The sequence below is a fragment of the Pseudonocardia sp. DxW genome, assembly GCF_058448985.1.
In genome coordinates, this window is record NZ_JBZFLK010000022.1 from 20,694 (window position 1) to 36,663 (window position 15,970).

At 74.5% G+C, this 15,970-nt stretch carries 12 protein-coding genes; 5 read left to right on the forward strand and 7 right to left on the reverse strand.

What is annotated here, in order from left to right:
- Positions 1 to 50: 50 nt before the first annotated feature.
- Positions 51 to 1,538: an aldehyde dehydrogenase family protein gene (locus tag ACVJO7_RS27355; RefSeq protein ID WP_491675261.1), complete on the forward strand. Its 1,488-nt coding sequence runs from the start codon at positions 51 to 53 to the stop codon at positions 1,536 to 1,538.
- The gene (locus ACVJO7_RS27360) at positions 1,535 to 3,082 is read left to right on the forward strand and encodes a GMC family oxidoreductase (RefSeq protein WP_491675262.1); all 1,548 of its coding nucleotides are present in this window, start codon (positions 1,535 to 1,537) and stop codon (positions 3,080 to 3,082) included. The genes ACVJO7_RS27355 and ACVJO7_RS27360 overlap by 4 nt, the downstream gene beginning before the upstream one ends.
- 30 nt (positions 3,083 to 3,112) lie before the next feature.
- Here ACVJO7_RS27360 and ACVJO7_RS27365 read toward each other — a convergent pair whose 3' ends face one another.
- Both ACVJO7_RS27365 and ACVJO7_RS27370 read right to left on the reverse strand, forming a co-directional pair.
- Positions 3,113 to 3,877 (reverse strand): helical backbone metal receptor, encoded by a 765-nt coding sequence (locus ACVJO7_RS27365; protein ID WP_491675263.1) that lies wholly within the window; start codon positions 3,875 to 3,877, stop codon positions 3,113 to 3,115.
- 56 nt (positions 3,878 to 3,933) lie between these two features.
- On the reverse strand, positions 3,934 to 4,839 hold the full coding sequence (locus tag ACVJO7_RS27370; protein WP_344020057.1) for a LysR family transcriptional regulator: 906 nt from the start codon (positions 4,837 to 4,839) through the stop codon (positions 3,934 to 3,936).
- Positions 4,840 to 4,907: 68 nt separating this feature from the next.
- On the opposite strand from ACVJO7_RS27370, the gene ACVJO7_RS27375 reads away from it, so the two are divergent.
- On the forward strand, positions 4,908 to 6,194 hold the full coding sequence (locus tag ACVJO7_RS27375; RefSeq protein ID WP_491675264.1) for an MFS transporter: 1,287 nt from the start codon (positions 4,908 to 4,910) through the stop codon (positions 6,192 to 6,194).
- A 5-nt stretch (positions 6,195 to 6,199) separates the two neighbouring features.
- Positions 6,200 to 7,432: an alpha/beta fold hydrolase gene (locus ACVJO7_RS27380; RefSeq protein WP_491675265.1), complete on the forward strand. Its 1,233-nt coding sequence runs from the start codon at positions 6,200 to 6,202 to the stop codon at positions 7,430 to 7,432.
- Positions 7,433 to 7,497: 65 nt separating this feature from the next.
- Here ACVJO7_RS27380 and ACVJO7_RS27385 read toward each other — a convergent pair whose 3' ends face one another.
- The 5 genes from ACVJO7_RS27385 to ACVJO7_RS27405 all read right to left on the reverse strand — a co-directional run bounded on the left by ACVJO7_RS27385 (position 7,498) and on the right by ACVJO7_RS27405 (position 15,095).
- Positions 7,498 to 8,577 carry a serine/threonine-protein kinase gene (locus ACVJO7_RS27385; RefSeq protein WP_491675266.1) on the reverse strand — a complete coding sequence of 360 codons (1,080 nt, stop codon included), beginning with the start codon at positions 8,575 to 8,577 and terminating at the stop codon, positions 7,498 to 7,500.
- Positions 8,574 to 9,158: a hypothetical protein gene (locus ACVJO7_RS27390; protein WP_491675267.1), complete on the reverse strand. Its 585-nt coding sequence runs from the start codon at positions 9,156 to 9,158 to the stop codon at positions 8,574 to 8,576. The genes ACVJO7_RS27385 and ACVJO7_RS27390 overlap by 4 nt, the downstream gene beginning before the upstream one ends.
- 509 nt (positions 9,159 to 9,667) lie before the next feature.
- Positions 9,668 to 11,065: an MFS transporter gene (locus tag ACVJO7_RS27395; protein WP_358482807.1), complete on the reverse strand. Its 1,398-nt coding sequence runs from the start codon at positions 11,063 to 11,065 to the stop codon at positions 9,668 to 9,670.
- Between the two features lie 138 nt (positions 11,066 to 11,203).
- Positions 11,204 to 14,470 carry a fused isobutyryl-CoA mutase/GTPase IcmF gene (icmF, locus tag ACVJO7_RS27400; RefSeq protein WP_491675268.1) on the reverse strand — a complete coding sequence of 1,089 codons (3,267 nt, stop codon included), beginning with the start codon at positions 14,468 to 14,470 and terminating at the stop codon, positions 11,204 to 11,206.
- A gap of 190 nt (positions 14,471 to 14,660) precedes the next feature.
- A complete protein-coding gene (locus tag ACVJO7_RS27405) occupies positions 14,661 to 15,095 on the reverse strand; it encodes a hypothetical protein (RefSeq protein ID WP_491675269.1) in 435 nt (144 codons plus the stop codon).
- Between ACVJO7_RS27405 and ACVJO7_RS27410 the strand changes: the two genes are divergently transcribed.
- Positions 15,094 to 15,963 (forward strand): maleylpyruvate isomerase family mycothiol-dependent enzyme, encoded by an 870-nt coding sequence (locus tag ACVJO7_RS27410; RefSeq protein WP_491675270.1) that lies wholly within the window; start codon positions 15,094 to 15,096, stop codon positions 15,961 to 15,963. The two genes, ACVJO7_RS27405 and ACVJO7_RS27410, sit on opposite strands and share 2 nt — an antisense overlap.
- The last annotated feature ends 7 nt before the right edge of the window (positions 15,964 to 15,970 follow it).

The following is a 15,970-nucleotide window of genomic DNA, read 5'->3' on the forward strand; positions in this document are numbered from 1 at the left end:
GTTCCGACCCCGGCTTGCGTTCGCTCATCCGCAGGTGAACGCTGCCCCCCGTGCCGAGCCTCTACATTGACGGAACCTGGACCGGCGGCTCCGCCGGGACCGCTCCGGTGATCAACCCGTACGACGCGTCCACCGTGACCGAGGTCGACCAGGCCGGGCCGGACGACGTCGACCGGGCGGTCGCCGCCGCCCGCCGCGCGTTCGACACCGGGCCGTGGCGCGCCACGTCCACCGCCGAGCGCGGCGCGATCCTCGCCACGATCGCGGACCTGCTGGTCCGCGACCGGGAGGAGATCGCCCGCACCGAGACCCTGGACACCGGGAAGACGATCGCCGAGGGCAGGCAGGACGTCGACGACGTCACCGCCGTCTTCCGCTACTACGCCGGGCTGGCCGACAAGGACGCCGGGCGGATCGTGGACACCGGCAGCGCCACCGTGGTGTCCCGGATCGTGCACGAGCCGGTCGGCGTCTGCGCGCTGATCACGCCGTGGAACTACCCGCTGCTGCAGCTGTCCTGGAAGGTCGCCCCGGCGATCGCCGCCGGGAACACGATGGTGATCAAGCCCAGCGAGGTGACCCCGCTGACGTCGGTGAAGCTGGTCGAGCTGTGCGCCGAGGCCGGGATCCCGCCCGGCGTCGTCAACATCGTGCTCGGCGACGGCCCGTCCGTGGGCGCCCCGCTGACCGAGCACGACGACGTCGACATGGTGTCGTTCACCGGCGGGCTGAACACCGGCCGGGCGATCATCCGGGCGTCGGCGGAGACGGTGAAGCGCACCGCCGTCGAGCTCGGCGGGAAGAACCCGAACATCGTCTTCGCCGACACCGACTTCGAGCTGGCCGTGGACTACGCGATGCTCGCGGTGTTCCTGCACTCCGGGCAGGTCTGCTCGGCCGGTGCCCGGCTGATCATCGAGGACCCGATCGCGGACGCCGTGGTCGACGAGATCGTCCGCCGGGCCCGGCGGATCCGGCTGGGCAACGGGCTCGCCGACGGCGTCGAGGTCGGCCCGCTGGTCTCCGCCGCGCACCTGGCCAAGATCGAGGACTTCGTCGCGGCCGCCCGCGCCGAGGGCGCCACGATCCGCTGCGGCGGCGCCCGGCCGGACGCCCCGGAGCTCAAGGACGGCTACTTCTACCTGCCGACCGTGATCACCGACCTGGCCCCGGGCTCCCGGCTGATCAAGGAGGAGACCTTCGGGCCGCTGCTGACCGTGGAGCGCTTCAGCACCGAGGAGGAGGCGATCCGGCTCGGCAACGACACCGAGTACGGCCTGGCCGGCGCCGTGTTCACCCAGGACATGGGGCGGGCCAACCGGGTCGCGAACGCGCTGCGCCACGGCACCGTCTGGATCAACGACTTCCACCCGTACTTCCCGGGTGCGGAGTGGGGCGGCATGGGCCGCTCCGGCAACGGTCGCGAGCTGGGCCCGACCGGGCTGGCCGAGTACCAGGAGATCAAGCACGTCTGGCACAACACCGCGCCGGAGCCGCAGCGCTGGTTCGCCGGGAGCACCGAGGGGGAGCAGAAGTGAGCGACCGCTTCGACTACGTCGTCGTCGGCGGCGGCTCGGCGGGCTGCGCGGTCGCCGCGCGACTGTCCGAGGACCCGTCGACCCGGGTGCTGCTGCTGGAGGCCGGCCCGTCCGACGTCGGCGACCAGGCCGTCCTGCGGCTCGCCGACTGGATGAACCTGCTCGACTCCGGCTACGACTGGGACTACCCGGTCGAGCCGCAGGAGCGCGGCAACTCGCACATGCGGCACGCCCGCGCGAAGGTGCTCGGCGGCTGCTCGTCGCACAACTCGTGCATCGCGTTCTGGACGCCGCGCGAGGACCTCGACGAGTGGGCCGCGTCCGGGCTCACCGGCTGGTCGGCCGACGAGTGCTGGCCGCTGATCGCCCGCCTGGAGACCAACGACGGCGAGTGGTCGGGCCACGGCCGCTCCGGCCCGGTCAACCTCATGCAGATCCCGCCGCACGATCCCTGCGGCAACGCCGTGCTGGAGGCCGCCGCCGCGGTCGGCATGCCGACGGTGCGGTTCAACGAGGGCAGCACGGTCACCGACGGCGCCGGCTACTTCCAGATCAACTCCTTCCCGGACGGGACGCGGGCCTCGTCGTCGGCGTCCTACCTGCACCCGATCCTGGACTCGCGGCCGAACCTGGAGGTCCGGACCGACTGCTGGGCGTCCCAGGTGCTGTTCGACGGCGACCGGGCGACCGGCGTCGAGTACCAGCGCGGGATCGGGCCCGGCCGGGAGACGGTGCACGCCGATCGCGAGGTGGTCCTCTCGGCGGGCGCGATCGACACCCCGAAGCTGCTCATGCTCTCCGGCATCGGGCCGGCCGGGCACCTGCGCGAGTTCGGCATCGACGTGCGGGTGGACGCGCCGGGCGTCGGGTCCAACCTGGACGACCACGTGGAGGGCCTGGTCTTCTGGGACGCGGCCCGGCCGATGGTCACCGAGTCCACCCAGTGGTGGGAGATCGGCCTGTTCCACCGCACCGACCCGCGGCTGGACCGGCCGGACCTGATGATGCACTACGGCTCGGTGCCGTTCGACATGAACACGCTGCGCTGGGGCTACCCGACCACCGACAACGGGTTCTGCCTGACCCCGAACGTCACCCGCGGCCGGTCCCGCGGCACGGTGCGGCTGCGCACCCGGGACTTCCGGGACCGGGCGCGCGTCGATCCGCGGTACTTCACCGACCCGGACGGCCACGACATGCGGATCATGACCGAGGGCATCCGGCTGGCCCGGCGGATCGCCGAGCAGCCCGTGCTCAAGGAGTGGATCGCCGCGGAGCTGGCACCCGGCCCGGACGCCGTCACCGACGACGAGCTGGCCGACTACATCTCCAAGACCCACAACACCGTCTACCACCCGGCGTGCACGGCGAAGATGGGTGTCGACGGCGACCCGGACGCCGTGCTCGACCCGCAGCTGCGGGTGCGCGGCGTGCGGAACCTGCGGGTCGCGGACGCCTCGGCGATGCCGTTCCTGCCGGCGATCAACCCGAACATCACCACCATGATGATCGGCGAGAAGTGCGCCGACCTGCTCCGGTCCTGAGCCGGGCCCGCGCCGGGGCCCCGCCGGGCCTCAGGTGCGGGCCGGCAGGCCCAGCGCGCCGGGCAGCTCCCGCGCCGCCTCCACCAGGCTGGGGCCGTACCAGGTCAGAAGTCGCCCGCTGACCAGGGCGGACGGTGCGCCGAACGCCTCCGGGCCGTCGTCGGCTGTGAACAGGTACGGCTCGTCGGGCAGCACCACCAGATCGTGCGGGGGCAGCTCGGCCGGGTCGATGCGCGGGTAGCGCTCGGCGGAGCCGGCGAGCACGTTGTCGAACCCGAGCCGGTCCAGCACGGCGCCGGTGAAGGTGTCCGAGCCGACCGCCATCCACGGCCTGCGCCAGATCGGGACGACCACCCGGCGCCGCGGCGAGGCGGGCCGGACCGCGGCCCACAGCTCGCGGGCCTCGCGCAGCCAGGCCGGCTCGGTCAGCCGGCAGGCGTCGAGCATCCGGCCGAGCGAGACCAGCCCGCCGTCCACGTCGCGGATGTCGGTGACGTACACGGCGAGACCGGCGGCGCGCAGCGCGTCCAGGTCGGGCAGCCGGTTCTCCTCCTGGTTGGCGAGCACCAGATCGGGGGCGAGCGCGAGGACCCGCTCGACGTCCGGGTTCTTCGTGCCGCGCACCCGCTCGGCGGCCAGCCCCTCCGGATGGGTGCACCAGTCGGTCGCACCGACCACCAGGCCGGGGGCGGTGGCCTCCACCGCCTCGGTCAGTGACGGGACCAGCGAGACCACCCGCCGCACCTCGCCGGGGACGGGCACCGTGCGGCCCTCGTCGTCGATCACCGGGGTCATCCTCCGACGGTAGCCTCCGGGGCCCGGTGCCGCCGACGCCGAGGACCCGCTCCGGGTCACCGGGGGTCGGTGTGGCCCAGCAGCCCCGGACCGTGCTCGGCGACGAAGTCGCACAGGTCGCGGACCGGTGCGGTCCGGCGGCCGCCCGCGGCGTGCACCATCCCGAGCGTGCGGACGGTGCGGGGGGCGCGCACCGGCAGCTGGACGACGCCGGGGACGTCCGGCCCGAGCGGCAGCAGCGCCACCCCGAGCCCGGCCCCGACCAGCCCGCGCAGGGTCGCCGTCTCGCCGCCCTCGAACGCCACCCGGGGCCGGAACCCGGCCTGCTCGCACCAGGCGCGGACGATGCCGTGCAGTCCGTAGCCGCGGGCGAACTGCAGGAACGGCTCGCCCGCCACCTCGGCGAGATCGGCGCCCGGCCCGTTCGCCAGGCGGTGCCCGGACGGCACCGCGAGCCGCAGCTCCTCCTCGGCCAGCGCGGTCGCGACCAGGCCCGGCTCGTCCGGCATCGGCGAGGTCAGGGCCAGGTCGACGGTGCCGTCGCGGACCCGGTCGAGCAGCGCGGTGTGGAGGGTCTGGACGAGATCGATCCGGATCGCCGGGTGCGCGTCGCGGAAGCCGCGCAGGATCCGGGGCACCACCTCGGGGCCGAGCGTGCCGAGGAAGCCGAAGGTGACCAGCCCGGTGACCGGGTCCGCGTCGCCAGCCAGCTGGGCGGTGGCCGCCGCCAGCTCGGCCAGCGCCGCCTCCGCCCGGGCCTGCAGCGTCCGGCCGGCCGGGGTGAGCCGCAGGCCGCGGCCGACGCGGCGGAACAGCGCGACGCCCAGCTCGTCCTCCAGCCGGGCGATCGAGCGGGACAGCGTCGGCTGCGGCACGCCGATCCGCTCGGCGGCCCGGGTGAGGTGCCCGTCCTGCGCGACGGCGACGAAGCGGTGCAGCGCGGGCGCCAGAGACTCATGCACATCTGCATGCTAATCGGTCATCACATGCATTGGACGCATGGCAACGGTCGCGCCTACGGTCGTGTGCGATGACAACGACCGAACGTCCCGCCGCGCTCGCCGCCCCGCCGCACGAGCGCGGCTCGCCCGGCTACCGGCGGCTCGGCGCTGCACTGTGGCTGTCCGGGATGGCGACGTTCGTGCTGGTCTACAGCGTGCAGGGGCTGCTGCCCGCGCTGTCCGCCGAGTTCGGCGTCGGATCGTCCACGGCCAGCCTGGTGCTGTCCGCGACGACCGGGGCGCTGGCGCTCGCCGTGCTCCCGCTGTCCGCCGTCACCGAGGCGTGGGGCCGCGCCCGGGTGATGACCTGGGCGCTCGCGGCGTCGGCCGTGCTCGCGCTGCTGGCTCCGCTGGCACCGACCTTCGAGACCCTCGTCGCGGTCCGGGCGATGCAGGGGATCGCGCTCGCCGCGCTGCCCGCGCTGTCCATGGCGCACCTGACCCACGAGGTCGCCGGGCGGCACCTCGGCGGCGCGGTCGGGCTGCTGATCGCGGGCAACACGCTCGGCGGGCTGTCCGGCCGGCTGGTCGCGTCCTGGGTGGCCGAGCTCGGCGGCTGGCGGGCCGGGCTCGCCGCCGTCGGCGGGCTGTCGGTGCTGGCGACCGTCGCGTTCCGGCTGCTGCTGCCGGCACCGACCGCGCCCGCCCCGCCGCGGACCCGGCTGCGCGATCTCGGCGGCCCGCTGCGCCGCCATCTCACCGATCCCGGCCTGCTGTGCCTGTTCGGGATGGCGTTCCTGCTGATGGGCGCCTTCGTGACGGTCTACAACTACCTCGGGTTCCGGCTGCTCGCCGCGCCGTTCTCGCTGCCCGGCACGCTGGTCGGCCTGGTGTTCCTCGGCTACCTGGCGGGCAGCTGGGCGTCCACCCGGGCCGGCCGGCTGGGCGACCGGTTCGGCCGCCGTCCGGTGCTGTGGTCGGCCACCCTGCTCGCGCTGGCCGGGGTCTGGGTGACCGTGCCGGACGTCCTCGGCTCCGTCCTCGCCGGGCTGCTGATGATCACGGTCGGCTTCTTCGGCGCGCATTCGGTGGCCAGCAGCTGGGTCGGCCGCCGCTCCCGGCTGCTCCCCGGCGCGGTGCCCGCGCAGGCGTCGTCGCTCTACCTGGTCGGCTACTACGCGGGCTCCAGCGTCGGCGGCGCGATCGGCGGGATCGCCTTCGACCACGGCGGCTGGCCCGCGCTGGCCGGCTACGTCAGTGGCCTGCTGCTCGCCGCACTCGCGCTGGCACTGGTGCTGCGCCGGATCGGCGCGCCGGGTCACGGCCGGGGCGGGAACCCGCAGGGTCCCCCGTTCGTGGACCGGGCCGGGAGGTGACGACGATGGGGGACCCGGCGGCGGCGTGGACCGCGATGGGCCGCGCCGAGGTGCAGCGGTCCGGCGGATGGGTGCCGCGCCCGCTGTCCGGCGGCCGCGAGCTGCCGCTGGCCTGGGTGCGGGACGGGCCCGGCGAGCGGACGCCGGTGCTCGCCGTCCCCGGCGGGCCCGGCCTGGCCTCGGTGCTGCCCTACCGCGGCCTGCGCCGGGCGGCGGCCCGCCGTGGCCTCGACGTGATCATGGTGGAGCACCGCGGTGTCGGGCTGTCCCGGCACGACTCGACCGGCGCGGACCTCACCGTCGACGACGTCACCAGCACCTCCGCCGCCGACGACCTGGCCGCGGTGCTGGACGCGGCGGGGGTGCCGCGGGCGATCGTCTACGGCACCTCGTACGGCAGCTACCTGGCCCAGGTGTTCGCGGTCCGGCACCCGGACCGGATCGCGGCGATGGTGCTCGACTCGCCGGGCCTGGACGCCGGCGACGTCGCCGACGTCCGGGCGCACCTGCGCGCGCTGTTCTGGGACGGGCACCATCCGGCGACGGCCCGGTGCGCGGCGCTGGTCCGCGAGCTCGCCGCCGCGGGGGAGGACCCGCTGGAGCTGTCCGGCGTGGTCCAGCACGTGTACGAGTTCGCGGGCAGCGCGCCGCTGGAGCGGCTGCTGACGGCGCGGCTGCGTGGCCGGGGCCGGCGCAGCTGGGCGCGGATCGCCGGGCTCGGCCGGGCCGAGGTCGAGTCGCCGACCGGGCAGCCGCTGGTGTTCGAACCCGACCTGGTCCGGCCGATCGGGCAGGGCGAGCTCGGCTTCGACGCCCCGCCGGACGGGCACCCGCTCGACCCCCAGCAGCTGTTCGCGCTCGCCCCGGCCGCGGAGTCGCGCACCCCGCCCTACGACATCCCGGCCGAGCTGGGCCGCTTCACCTGGCCGGTGGCGGTGGTGTCCGGCGACCGGGACCTGCGCACGCCACCACCGGTGGCCGAGCGGGTCGCCGAGCTGCTGCCCGACGCCGTGCTGGTCCCGCTCGCGGCGCACGGCCACAGCGCGCTGGACACCCACCGGCTGGCCGCGCTGAACGTCGCGCACATCGTGGAGGCCGGCGCGCACCGGGCCCTGCCCGGGCTGGCGGGGCGGCTCGCCGCGCTGCCCAGGCGCGGGGCACCCGCCCTGCTCGGCCCGGTCCTGCGGGCGGGCATCGCCCTCGACACCCGGCTGCCCGGCGCCCCGCCCACCCCGTGACCGTGCCGCCCGGGCGGGGCCGAGCCGGGCGGCCGGGTCGGAGCGGCCGGGTCGGAGCGGCCGGGTCAGAGCGGCAGGGCCGCGGCGAGCACCCCGAGGACCAGCAGCGCGGCCAGCACGATCAGCGCCAGGCCGACCCGGCGCCGCCGGTCGGCGGCGGCCACGTCGTCGTGCTCGACGTCGTCGAGCGTGCTGTGCAGCGCGTGCGACGCGACCGGCCCGCCGTCGCCGGGCAGCGCCACCGTCGAGGCCACCGTCGAGCCGGACCCGCGGCGCGGCTGCGGGACCGGGACGGTCGCCCCGGTCCCGGCGGTCAGCGCGGCGGCCAGCGCGGCCGCGTCCGGCGGGCGCCGGTCCGGGTCCTTGGCCAGGGTCCACAGCAGTGTCTCCTCCAGCGCGGGCGGGATCCCCGCGCGCAGCGTGGAGGGGCGCGGCGGGGCGTCGCGCAGGTGTGCCAGCACCACGCTGAACGCGTCCGGGTCGGTGAACGGCGGGCGTCCGGTGAGCGCGGTGAACAGGCAGCAGGCCAGCGCGTAGAGGTCGGCCCGGCCGTCCACCCGGCCGGTCGCGCGGCCCTGCTCGGGGGCCATGTGCAGCGGGGTGCCGATCACGTACCCGGTGCGGGTGCGCCCGGCGCCCTCGCCGAGCCGCGCGATGCCGAAGTCGGTGACGGTCACCCGGCCGTCCGGGCCGAGGACGATGTTGCCGGGCGTCACGTCGCGGTGCACCACCCCGGCCCGGTGCGCGGCACCGAGCGCGTCGCACACCGCGACGCCGATCCGCACCACCTCGGCCGGGTCGAGCGGGCCGTCGCGCTCGATCCGCTGCCCGAGCGTCTCGCCCTCGATCAGCGACATGACCAGGTAGACGCCGTCGGCGGTGCCACCGACGTCGTGCACGGTCACCACGCCCGGATGGTCGACCGCCGCGGCGGCGCGGGCCTCGTCGCCGATCCGGGCGATGTCGTCGGGATCGGTGGAGTGCAGCAGCTTGACCGCGACCGGCCGGTCCAGCTCACGGTCGTGCCCGAGGTGCACCCGGGACATGCCGCCCTCGCCGAGCACCCCGCGCAGCTCGTAGCGGCCGCCGAGCAGGTCGCCCTCGACGGCCGGGAACCGGGTCGTCGGCTCGCCCGGTCCGGTCACGACGCCCGGAGATCGCGGTGCGTGCTCTCCGGGTGCCCGGCCCCGATGAGCTCGTCGAACAGGTACCGGTAGTCGACCATCGCCTGCCGCAGCTGCTCGGTGTCGGCCTCCTCCTGGGTGTCGGCGACGGCGATCGCGTGCGCGGCCCGGTAGTGCGCGACCAGATCGGGATGGTCGACCGACACCATCGCCTCGCGCTCGGAGAAGTGCTCGACCGGGAACCCGCGGCTGCGCATCACCTGCTGCACCAGCAGGTCGGTGTCGCGCAGGCCGGTACGCGGCGTCTCCACGAAGGAGTTCTGGGCCTGCTGGAACCGGGCCGCGAACTGCTCCCGCTCGTCGGCGTCGAGCTCGCGCACGTCGAGCTCGTTGCGCCGGGACAGCCTGCGCCGCAGCTCGGCCTCGCCCTGGGTGCGGCTGCCGGAGACCTCGACCACGTGGTCGTACTCCGGGCCGAAGTGCCTGCGCAGCGCCGCGGTGCGGCGCCGCCCCCGCAACCGTGCGCCGATCACCAGCACCGCGCCCAGCACGAGCAGCACGACCGCCGCGATCACGACCCACATCAGTACGTCCGGTGTCACCTGAGCCCCCTCGTTCCGTCGTGCCCGGCGGCGATTCCTGCGTCACTCCGCCGGGTGACCCGGCCGGAGTACCACCGCACGGCACGTGTCACACACGGCGGCGGTGTCACCCGGGCGAGGGTGATCGGCCCCGGCGCGGACGCAGCGGCTGCTCCGGACGGCGGTCGTCGCGCGGACACGCCGGGGCCCGGTGCGGCAGCCGGGTGAGGTGCTTCCGATCCGGAACGAACCGGCCCGGCCGGTGTCACCGAGATGGAGCAATGCCCCCTCGCCAAGTCCGGTCCGGCGCTCTGAGACGGTGGACCCCGCTCCCGAGCACCACCCCGAGCAGTACCGAACCCGCGTGGAGGACACCCGATGAAGAAGGCCGGTCGAAAGCTCTCCAAGGCTGCCGAGTCGTTCGTCGAGGCCATCGGCATCCTGGGCGGCTGGAACCGCGGCCGTCGCGGCAGCAGGTCCCGGTCCCGCCGCTGATCCGCCGGTGCCCGCCCGGGTCGGGGCGGGCACCCTCACCAGCGGCCGCGCCGGTTGGGCAGGCGGGCCGCGACCAGCGTGATCCCGGCGAGCAGCGCCGCGAGCACGACCAGCGCGACCGCGCCCGCGATCCCGGGCGAGCTCGCCGCGGCGACCGCCGCCGTGGTCGCCGACACCGCGGCGATGCCGCCCACCTGCCGGAACATGATCCGCAGCCCGGACATGGCCGCGACGTCGCCGGGCACCAGGTGCATGCCGGCGTTGTTCGCCGCCGGGGCGGTCAGGCCGGTGCCGATCCCGAGCAGCGTGGCGGCGACGAGCAGCCAGATCTCCGGCGTCGTCCCCACCGGCGGTGCGGCGGCCAGCAGCAGCCCGGTCACCACGATCCCCATCCCGCAGAGCAGCAGCGGCCGGTGCCCGGTGCGGCGCAGCAGCGCGACCGACACGCCGGACGAGACGACCGAGCCGGCCGCGCGCCCGGCCAGCAGCGCACCGGCGGCCAGCGGCGCCATCCCGTACCGGGTCTGGGCGTAGAGCGGCAGCAGCGCGCCGAAACCGATCATCGCGGCGCCCAGCAGCAGGTTCGTCGAGTTCATGATGCCCAGCCCGCGACCGGCGATCAGCCGCCATGGCACCACCGCGTCGGTCCGCCGCCGGGCGTGCCGGACGAACAGGTACCCGGCGGCGACGGCGAGCAGCGCGGCGGGCACCACGACCGCGATCCCGGCCGGCTCGAGCCCGGCCGCGCCGAGCACGGTGATCGCGACCATCCCGGTGACCAGCGTGCCGAGCAGCAGGGCGATGCCGCGCACGTCGAGCCGCCCGGGTGCGGACCGCGGCGGGTCGAGGACCAGGAACGCCCCGGCGACCACGACGACGATCCCGAGCGGGGCGTTCATCAGGAAGATCGCGTGCCAGGACCAGATCGTCAGGACCAGGCCGCCGAGCAGCGGGCCGAGGATCGCGCCGATCGGGAGCACGCTGGTGAACAGTGCGAGCGCGCGGTCGCGGTCGCGGCCGTAGTGGTGGGCGACGATCGCGTTCGCGGCCGGGAGCATCACCCCGCCCGCGACGCCCTGCAGGAACCGGCAGGCGATCAGCGGGCCGATCCCGGGGCTGAGCGCGCATAGGCAGGTCAGGACGGTGAACGCGGCGATCGCCAGCAGGAACACCCGGCGGGCGCCGAACCGGGCGGAGAGCCGCCCGCCCAGCGGCAGCGCCAGGATCTGGCCGACCGCGTACCCGGTGATGATCCAGCCGGTCCAGGCCAGGTCGGTCCGCAGGTCGGCGCTGACCGTGGTCAGCGCGGTGGCGACGGCGGTCTGGTCCTGGGCGGCCATCAGCAGCGCCAGCGCGACGACGGCGAACACGGCGTGCCGGCGGGGGAGCGGCTCGGCGGCGGTGTGCGGCGTGTCGCGGACGCTCTCGGTCACGGTCGGCGTGCCCTTCGTCGGGGTCGCCCACCATGGTAGTTATCTTGAAGCAAGCAAAACGACTGGGGCGCCGGGACGCCCCCGGCGCGGCGGACGGGCGCGGCACCGGACCCGGTGCCGCGCCGCCCGGCCGGTCCGTCACATGTTGCGCCGGTACTGCCCGCCGACCTCGAAGAACGCCGTCGTGAGCTGGCCCAGCGAACACACCCGCGCGGCCTTCATCAGCTCGTCGAACACGTTGCCGTCGCCGGTCGCCACGTCCTGCAGCCGGCGCAGCGCCTGCTCGGCCTCGGTGCGGTGCCGGGACTGGAAGTCGGCCAGGCGCTCCAGCTGCGAGCGCTTCTCCTCCTCGGTGGCGCGGGCGAGCTCGATCTCCTGCGGCTCGTCGTCGTTCTCGGGCTTGAGGAAGGTGTTCACACCGACGATCGGCAGCTCGCCCGAGTGCTTGCGGTGCTCGTAGAGCATCGACTCGTCCTGGATCTTGCCGCGCTGGTAGCCGGTCTCCATCGCGCCGAGCACGCCGCCGCGCTCGGCGATCGACTCGAACTCGCGGAGCACGGCCTCCTCGACCAGGTCGGTCAGCTCGTCGACGACGAACGAACCCTGCAGCGGGTTCTCGTTCATCGAGAGGCCCCACTCCTTGGTGATGATCATCTGGATGGCCATCGCGCGGCGCACCGACTCCTGGCTCGGCGTGGTGATCGCCTCGTCGTAGGCGTTGGTGTGCAGCGAGTTCGCGTTGTCGTAGAGCGCGCACAGCGCCTGCAGCGTGGTCCGGATGTCGTTGAAGTTCATCTCCTGCGCGTGCAGTGAGCGGCCAGAGGTCTGGACGTGGTACTTCAGCTTCTGCGAGCGCTCGTTCGCGCCGTAACGCTCCTTCATCGCGACCGCCCAGATCCGGCGGGCGACCCGGCCGATCACGGTGTACTCGGCGTCCATCCCGTTGGAGAAGAAGAACGACAGGTTCGGCGCGAAGTCGTCGATGCTCATCCCGCGGGCCAGGTAGCTCTCGACGAAGGTGAAGCCGTTCGCGAGGGTGAACGCGAGCTGCGAGATGGGGTTCGCCCCGGCCTCGGCGATGTGGTAGCCGGAGATCGAGACCGAATAGAAGTTGCGCACCTGGTGCGCGATGAACCACTCCTGGATGTCGGCCATCATCCGCAGCGAGAACTCGGTGGAGAAGATGCAGGTGTTCTGCCCCTGGTCCTCCTTGAGGATGTCGGCCTGCACCGTGCCGCGCACGTTCGCCAGCGCGTAGGCGGTGATCTGCTCGCGCTCGGCGGCATCCGGCTCGCGGTCGTGCTCCTCGCGGAAGCGGTCGGTCTGCTGGTCGATCGCGGTGTTCAGGAAGTAGGCCAGGATCGTCGGCGCCGGGCCGTTGATGGTCATCGAGACCGAGGTCGTCGGCGAGCAGAGGTCGAAGCCGTCGTAGAGCGCCTTCAGGTCCTCCAGCGTGGCGATCGAGACGCCCGAGGTGCCGACCTTGCCGTAGATGTCGGGGCGGGTGTCCGGGTCGTGGCCGTAGAGGGTCACCGAGTCGAACGCGGTCGAGAGCCGCTTGGCCTCGGAGTCCTGCGACAGGTACTTGAACCGGCGGTTGGTGCGGAACGGGTCGCCCTCGCCGGCGAACATCCGGGCCGGGTCCTCGCCCTCCCGCTTGAACGGGAACACCCCGGCGGTGAAGGGGAACCGGCCCGGCAGGTTCTCCCGGCGCAGGAAGCGCAGCAGCTGCGCGTCGTCATCGTAGCGGGGCAGCGAGACCCGGCGGACCTTGTTGCCGGACAGCGTCTCGCGGGTCAGCCTGGTGCGGAACTCCTTGTCCCGCACGGTGTAGACGTACTCGTCGCCGGAGTAGTCCGCGACCACCGACGGCCAGCCGTCCAGCAGCGCGGCGCCCTCGGCGGGCAGCTCCCGCTCGGCCTTCTCCAGCGCCGGCGCGACCTGCTCGCCGACGAGCTCGCGGGCGGTGCGCAGGTGCTGGCGGGTGCGCGCGGCGAGCGCCTGCCGCTCGGTGTCGGCGTGGTACCCGCGCACCGTGTCGGCGATGTCGGCCAGGTAGCGGCTGCGCTCCGGCGGGATCACCGCGGCGTGGTGCGACGAGGTCTTCGTGTCGACACGGGGCACCCTGCCCTCCCCGACGGGCAGCCCGCCGGCCGCGAGCAGGTCGCGCAGGTGCTGGTAGAGGGCGGTGACGCCGTCGTCGTTGAAGGTGGCGGCCGAGGTGCCGAAGACCGGCATGTCCTCCCAGCTCGCGCCGAACTCCTCGCGGTTGCGGACGAGCTGGCGGCCGACGTCGCGCCGGGCGTCCTCGGCGCCGCGGCGCTCGAACTTGTTGATCGCGACGACGTCGGCGAAGTCCAGCATGTCGATCTTCTCGAGCTGGGACGCGGCGCCGAACTCGGGTGTCATGACGTAGAGCGAGTGGTCGACGAACCCGACGATGCCCGCGTCGCCCTGGCCGATGCCCGGCGTTTCGACGATGACCAGGTCGAACCCAGCGCTGCGCAGCACCGCGATCGCGTCGCCGAGCCGCTCGGGCAGCGAGCCGCCGTCGCCGCCGCGGGTGGCGAGCGACCGGAAGTAGACGCTGTCGTGGCCCCCGCCGCCGGCCGGCCCGCGACCGGAGAGCGCGTTCATCCGGATCCGGTCGCCGAGCAGCGCGCCGCCGCCCCGGCGCCGGGTCGGGTCGACCGCGAGGACCGCGATCCGCAGCTTGTCCTCCTGGTCGAGGCGGAAGCGGCGGACCAGCTCGTCGGTCAGCGACGACTTGCCGGAGCCGCCGGTGCCGGTGATGCCGAGCACCGGCACCGTCCGCTCGGGGGCGGCGATGCGCCGGTGGACCTCGGCCGGCAGCCGCCCGGTCTCGGCGAGGGTGAGCGCGCGGGCGAGCGTCGCCGTCTCCCCGGAGATCAGCCCGTCGTACGACGCGGGCGGCTGCTCGCCCAGGTCCGTGTCGCACTCCCGGATCATGATGTTGATCATCCCGGGGAGGCCGAGGCGCTGACCGTCCTCCGGGGAGAAGATCCGGGAGACGCCGCGCGAGTGCAGCAGCTCGATCTCCTCGGGGACGATCACGCCGCCGCCCCCGCCGTAGACCCGGACGTGGCCGGCGCCGCGCTCGCGCAGCAGCTCGACCAGGTAGGAGAAGTACTCCACGTGCCCGCCCTGGTAGGACGAGATGGCGATGCCCTGGACGTCCTCCTGGATCGCCGCGGTGACGACCTCGTCGACGGACCGGTTGTGCCCCAGGTGGATCACCTCGGCGCCCTGCTTCTGCAGGATCCGCCGCATGATGTTGATCGCGGCGTCGTGGCCGTCGAACAGGCTCGCCGCGGTGACGAACCGGACGGGATGGGTGGGGACGTGCAGCTCGGTGTCGGTGCTCGCTCCGCGGCTGTCGGCCATGACCCGCTCCTCCCGCCGGGTGTGCGGACGACGGCCCCGGCCCATTTAGTTTGACATCCTAGTATTGGACGTACAAGAAACGGGTCACGGGTCACATTGCGATCACTCCCCGTGCCGGCCGCACACCCCACGGCCCCGCCGCACACCCGTTGCGACAGGTGTGTGGCGGGGCCAGGGGGTGTGGCGGCGGTCAGGCGGCGCTTTGTTCGGCCGGCTCCTCGGCGACGGCGGCCGGACGGGCGGGCGCCGGGGTGTGCGGCTGCCGGGTGCGCCGGGCGTGCCGGCCGGTGGGCCAGGCCGCGGGGCAGGGATCCGGCCGGGCCCCGGTCCGGTCGGCGCCGTCGGCCGCGGCATCGGCCGGCTGTCCGGCCGGCTCGTCGGTCCCGGGGGTCACCTGGTCGGCCAGCTCGGCCAGCGCACGCCGCGCCTTCGCGAGTCGCCTTGCGCGCCAGCGCTTCCCGGCGAATCCGCCGACGAGGCCGAGGAACAGCAGGGCGAACCCGGATACGATGACGAGCGGCACCGCGACGGCAGGGAAGGCCGCCACCAGCAGGAAGGCCACCAGCGGCCAGTACAGCAGCGCGCGCCCGACTCCCCGTCGCGTCCAGTCGCGGTGCGGAGGCATGATCTATACCTACCCGACCGGCAAGATCGTCATGCGCGACTCGCCGGTACGACCTCGTCAGTTCTTTGAGTGGAGGCCCGAGTTCATGCCGGGGACATCCCAGGGCAGCACCATCGACCCCTACGCCGGGCTCCTGATCTCGGAGAACGACCGGCTCGCCGACCTGCTGGAGACGGCCGACCTGTCCGTCCCGGTGCCGACCTGCCCGGGATGGAGCCTGCTCCAGCTGGAGCGGCACGTCGGCCGCGGGCACCGCTGGGCGGCGCAGATGATCGCCGCGGGGGCCACCGAGATCCTGGACCCGCGCGCCGTCACCGGCGGCAAGCCCGCCGAGGACGGCCCGGAGGCCGGGGCTCAGTGGCTGCGCGACGGCGTCACCGAGCTGCTCGACGCGGTGACGGCCGCCGGCCGGGACGCTCCGGTGTGGACCTTCACCGGGCCGAGGCCCGCCGCCTGGTGGATCCGGCGCCGGCTGCACGAGGCGACCGTGCACCGGGCCGACGCGGCGATCGCGCTCGGCGCGCCGTTCGAGATCGCGCCGGAGGTCGCGGCGGACGGCGTCGCGGAGTGGCTGGACCTGCTGACCGCCCGCCCGCCGGCCGCCGAGCCGCCGCTGCCCGACGGCGTGACGCTGCACCTGCACGCGGTGGACGACGAGCTGGGCGCCGCGGGGGAGTGGATGATCCGGACCTCCGGCGGCCGGGTGGTCTGGGAGAACGGGCACGGCAAGGGCGCGGCCGCCGTCCGTGGGACCGCGGTCGACCTGCTCCAGGGGGTGCTGCGCCGGATCCCCGCCGACGACGACCGGCTGCAGGTGTTCGGCGACCCGGCGGTCTGGACGACCTGGCTGTCCCGCACGGACTTCTGAGCGCGGC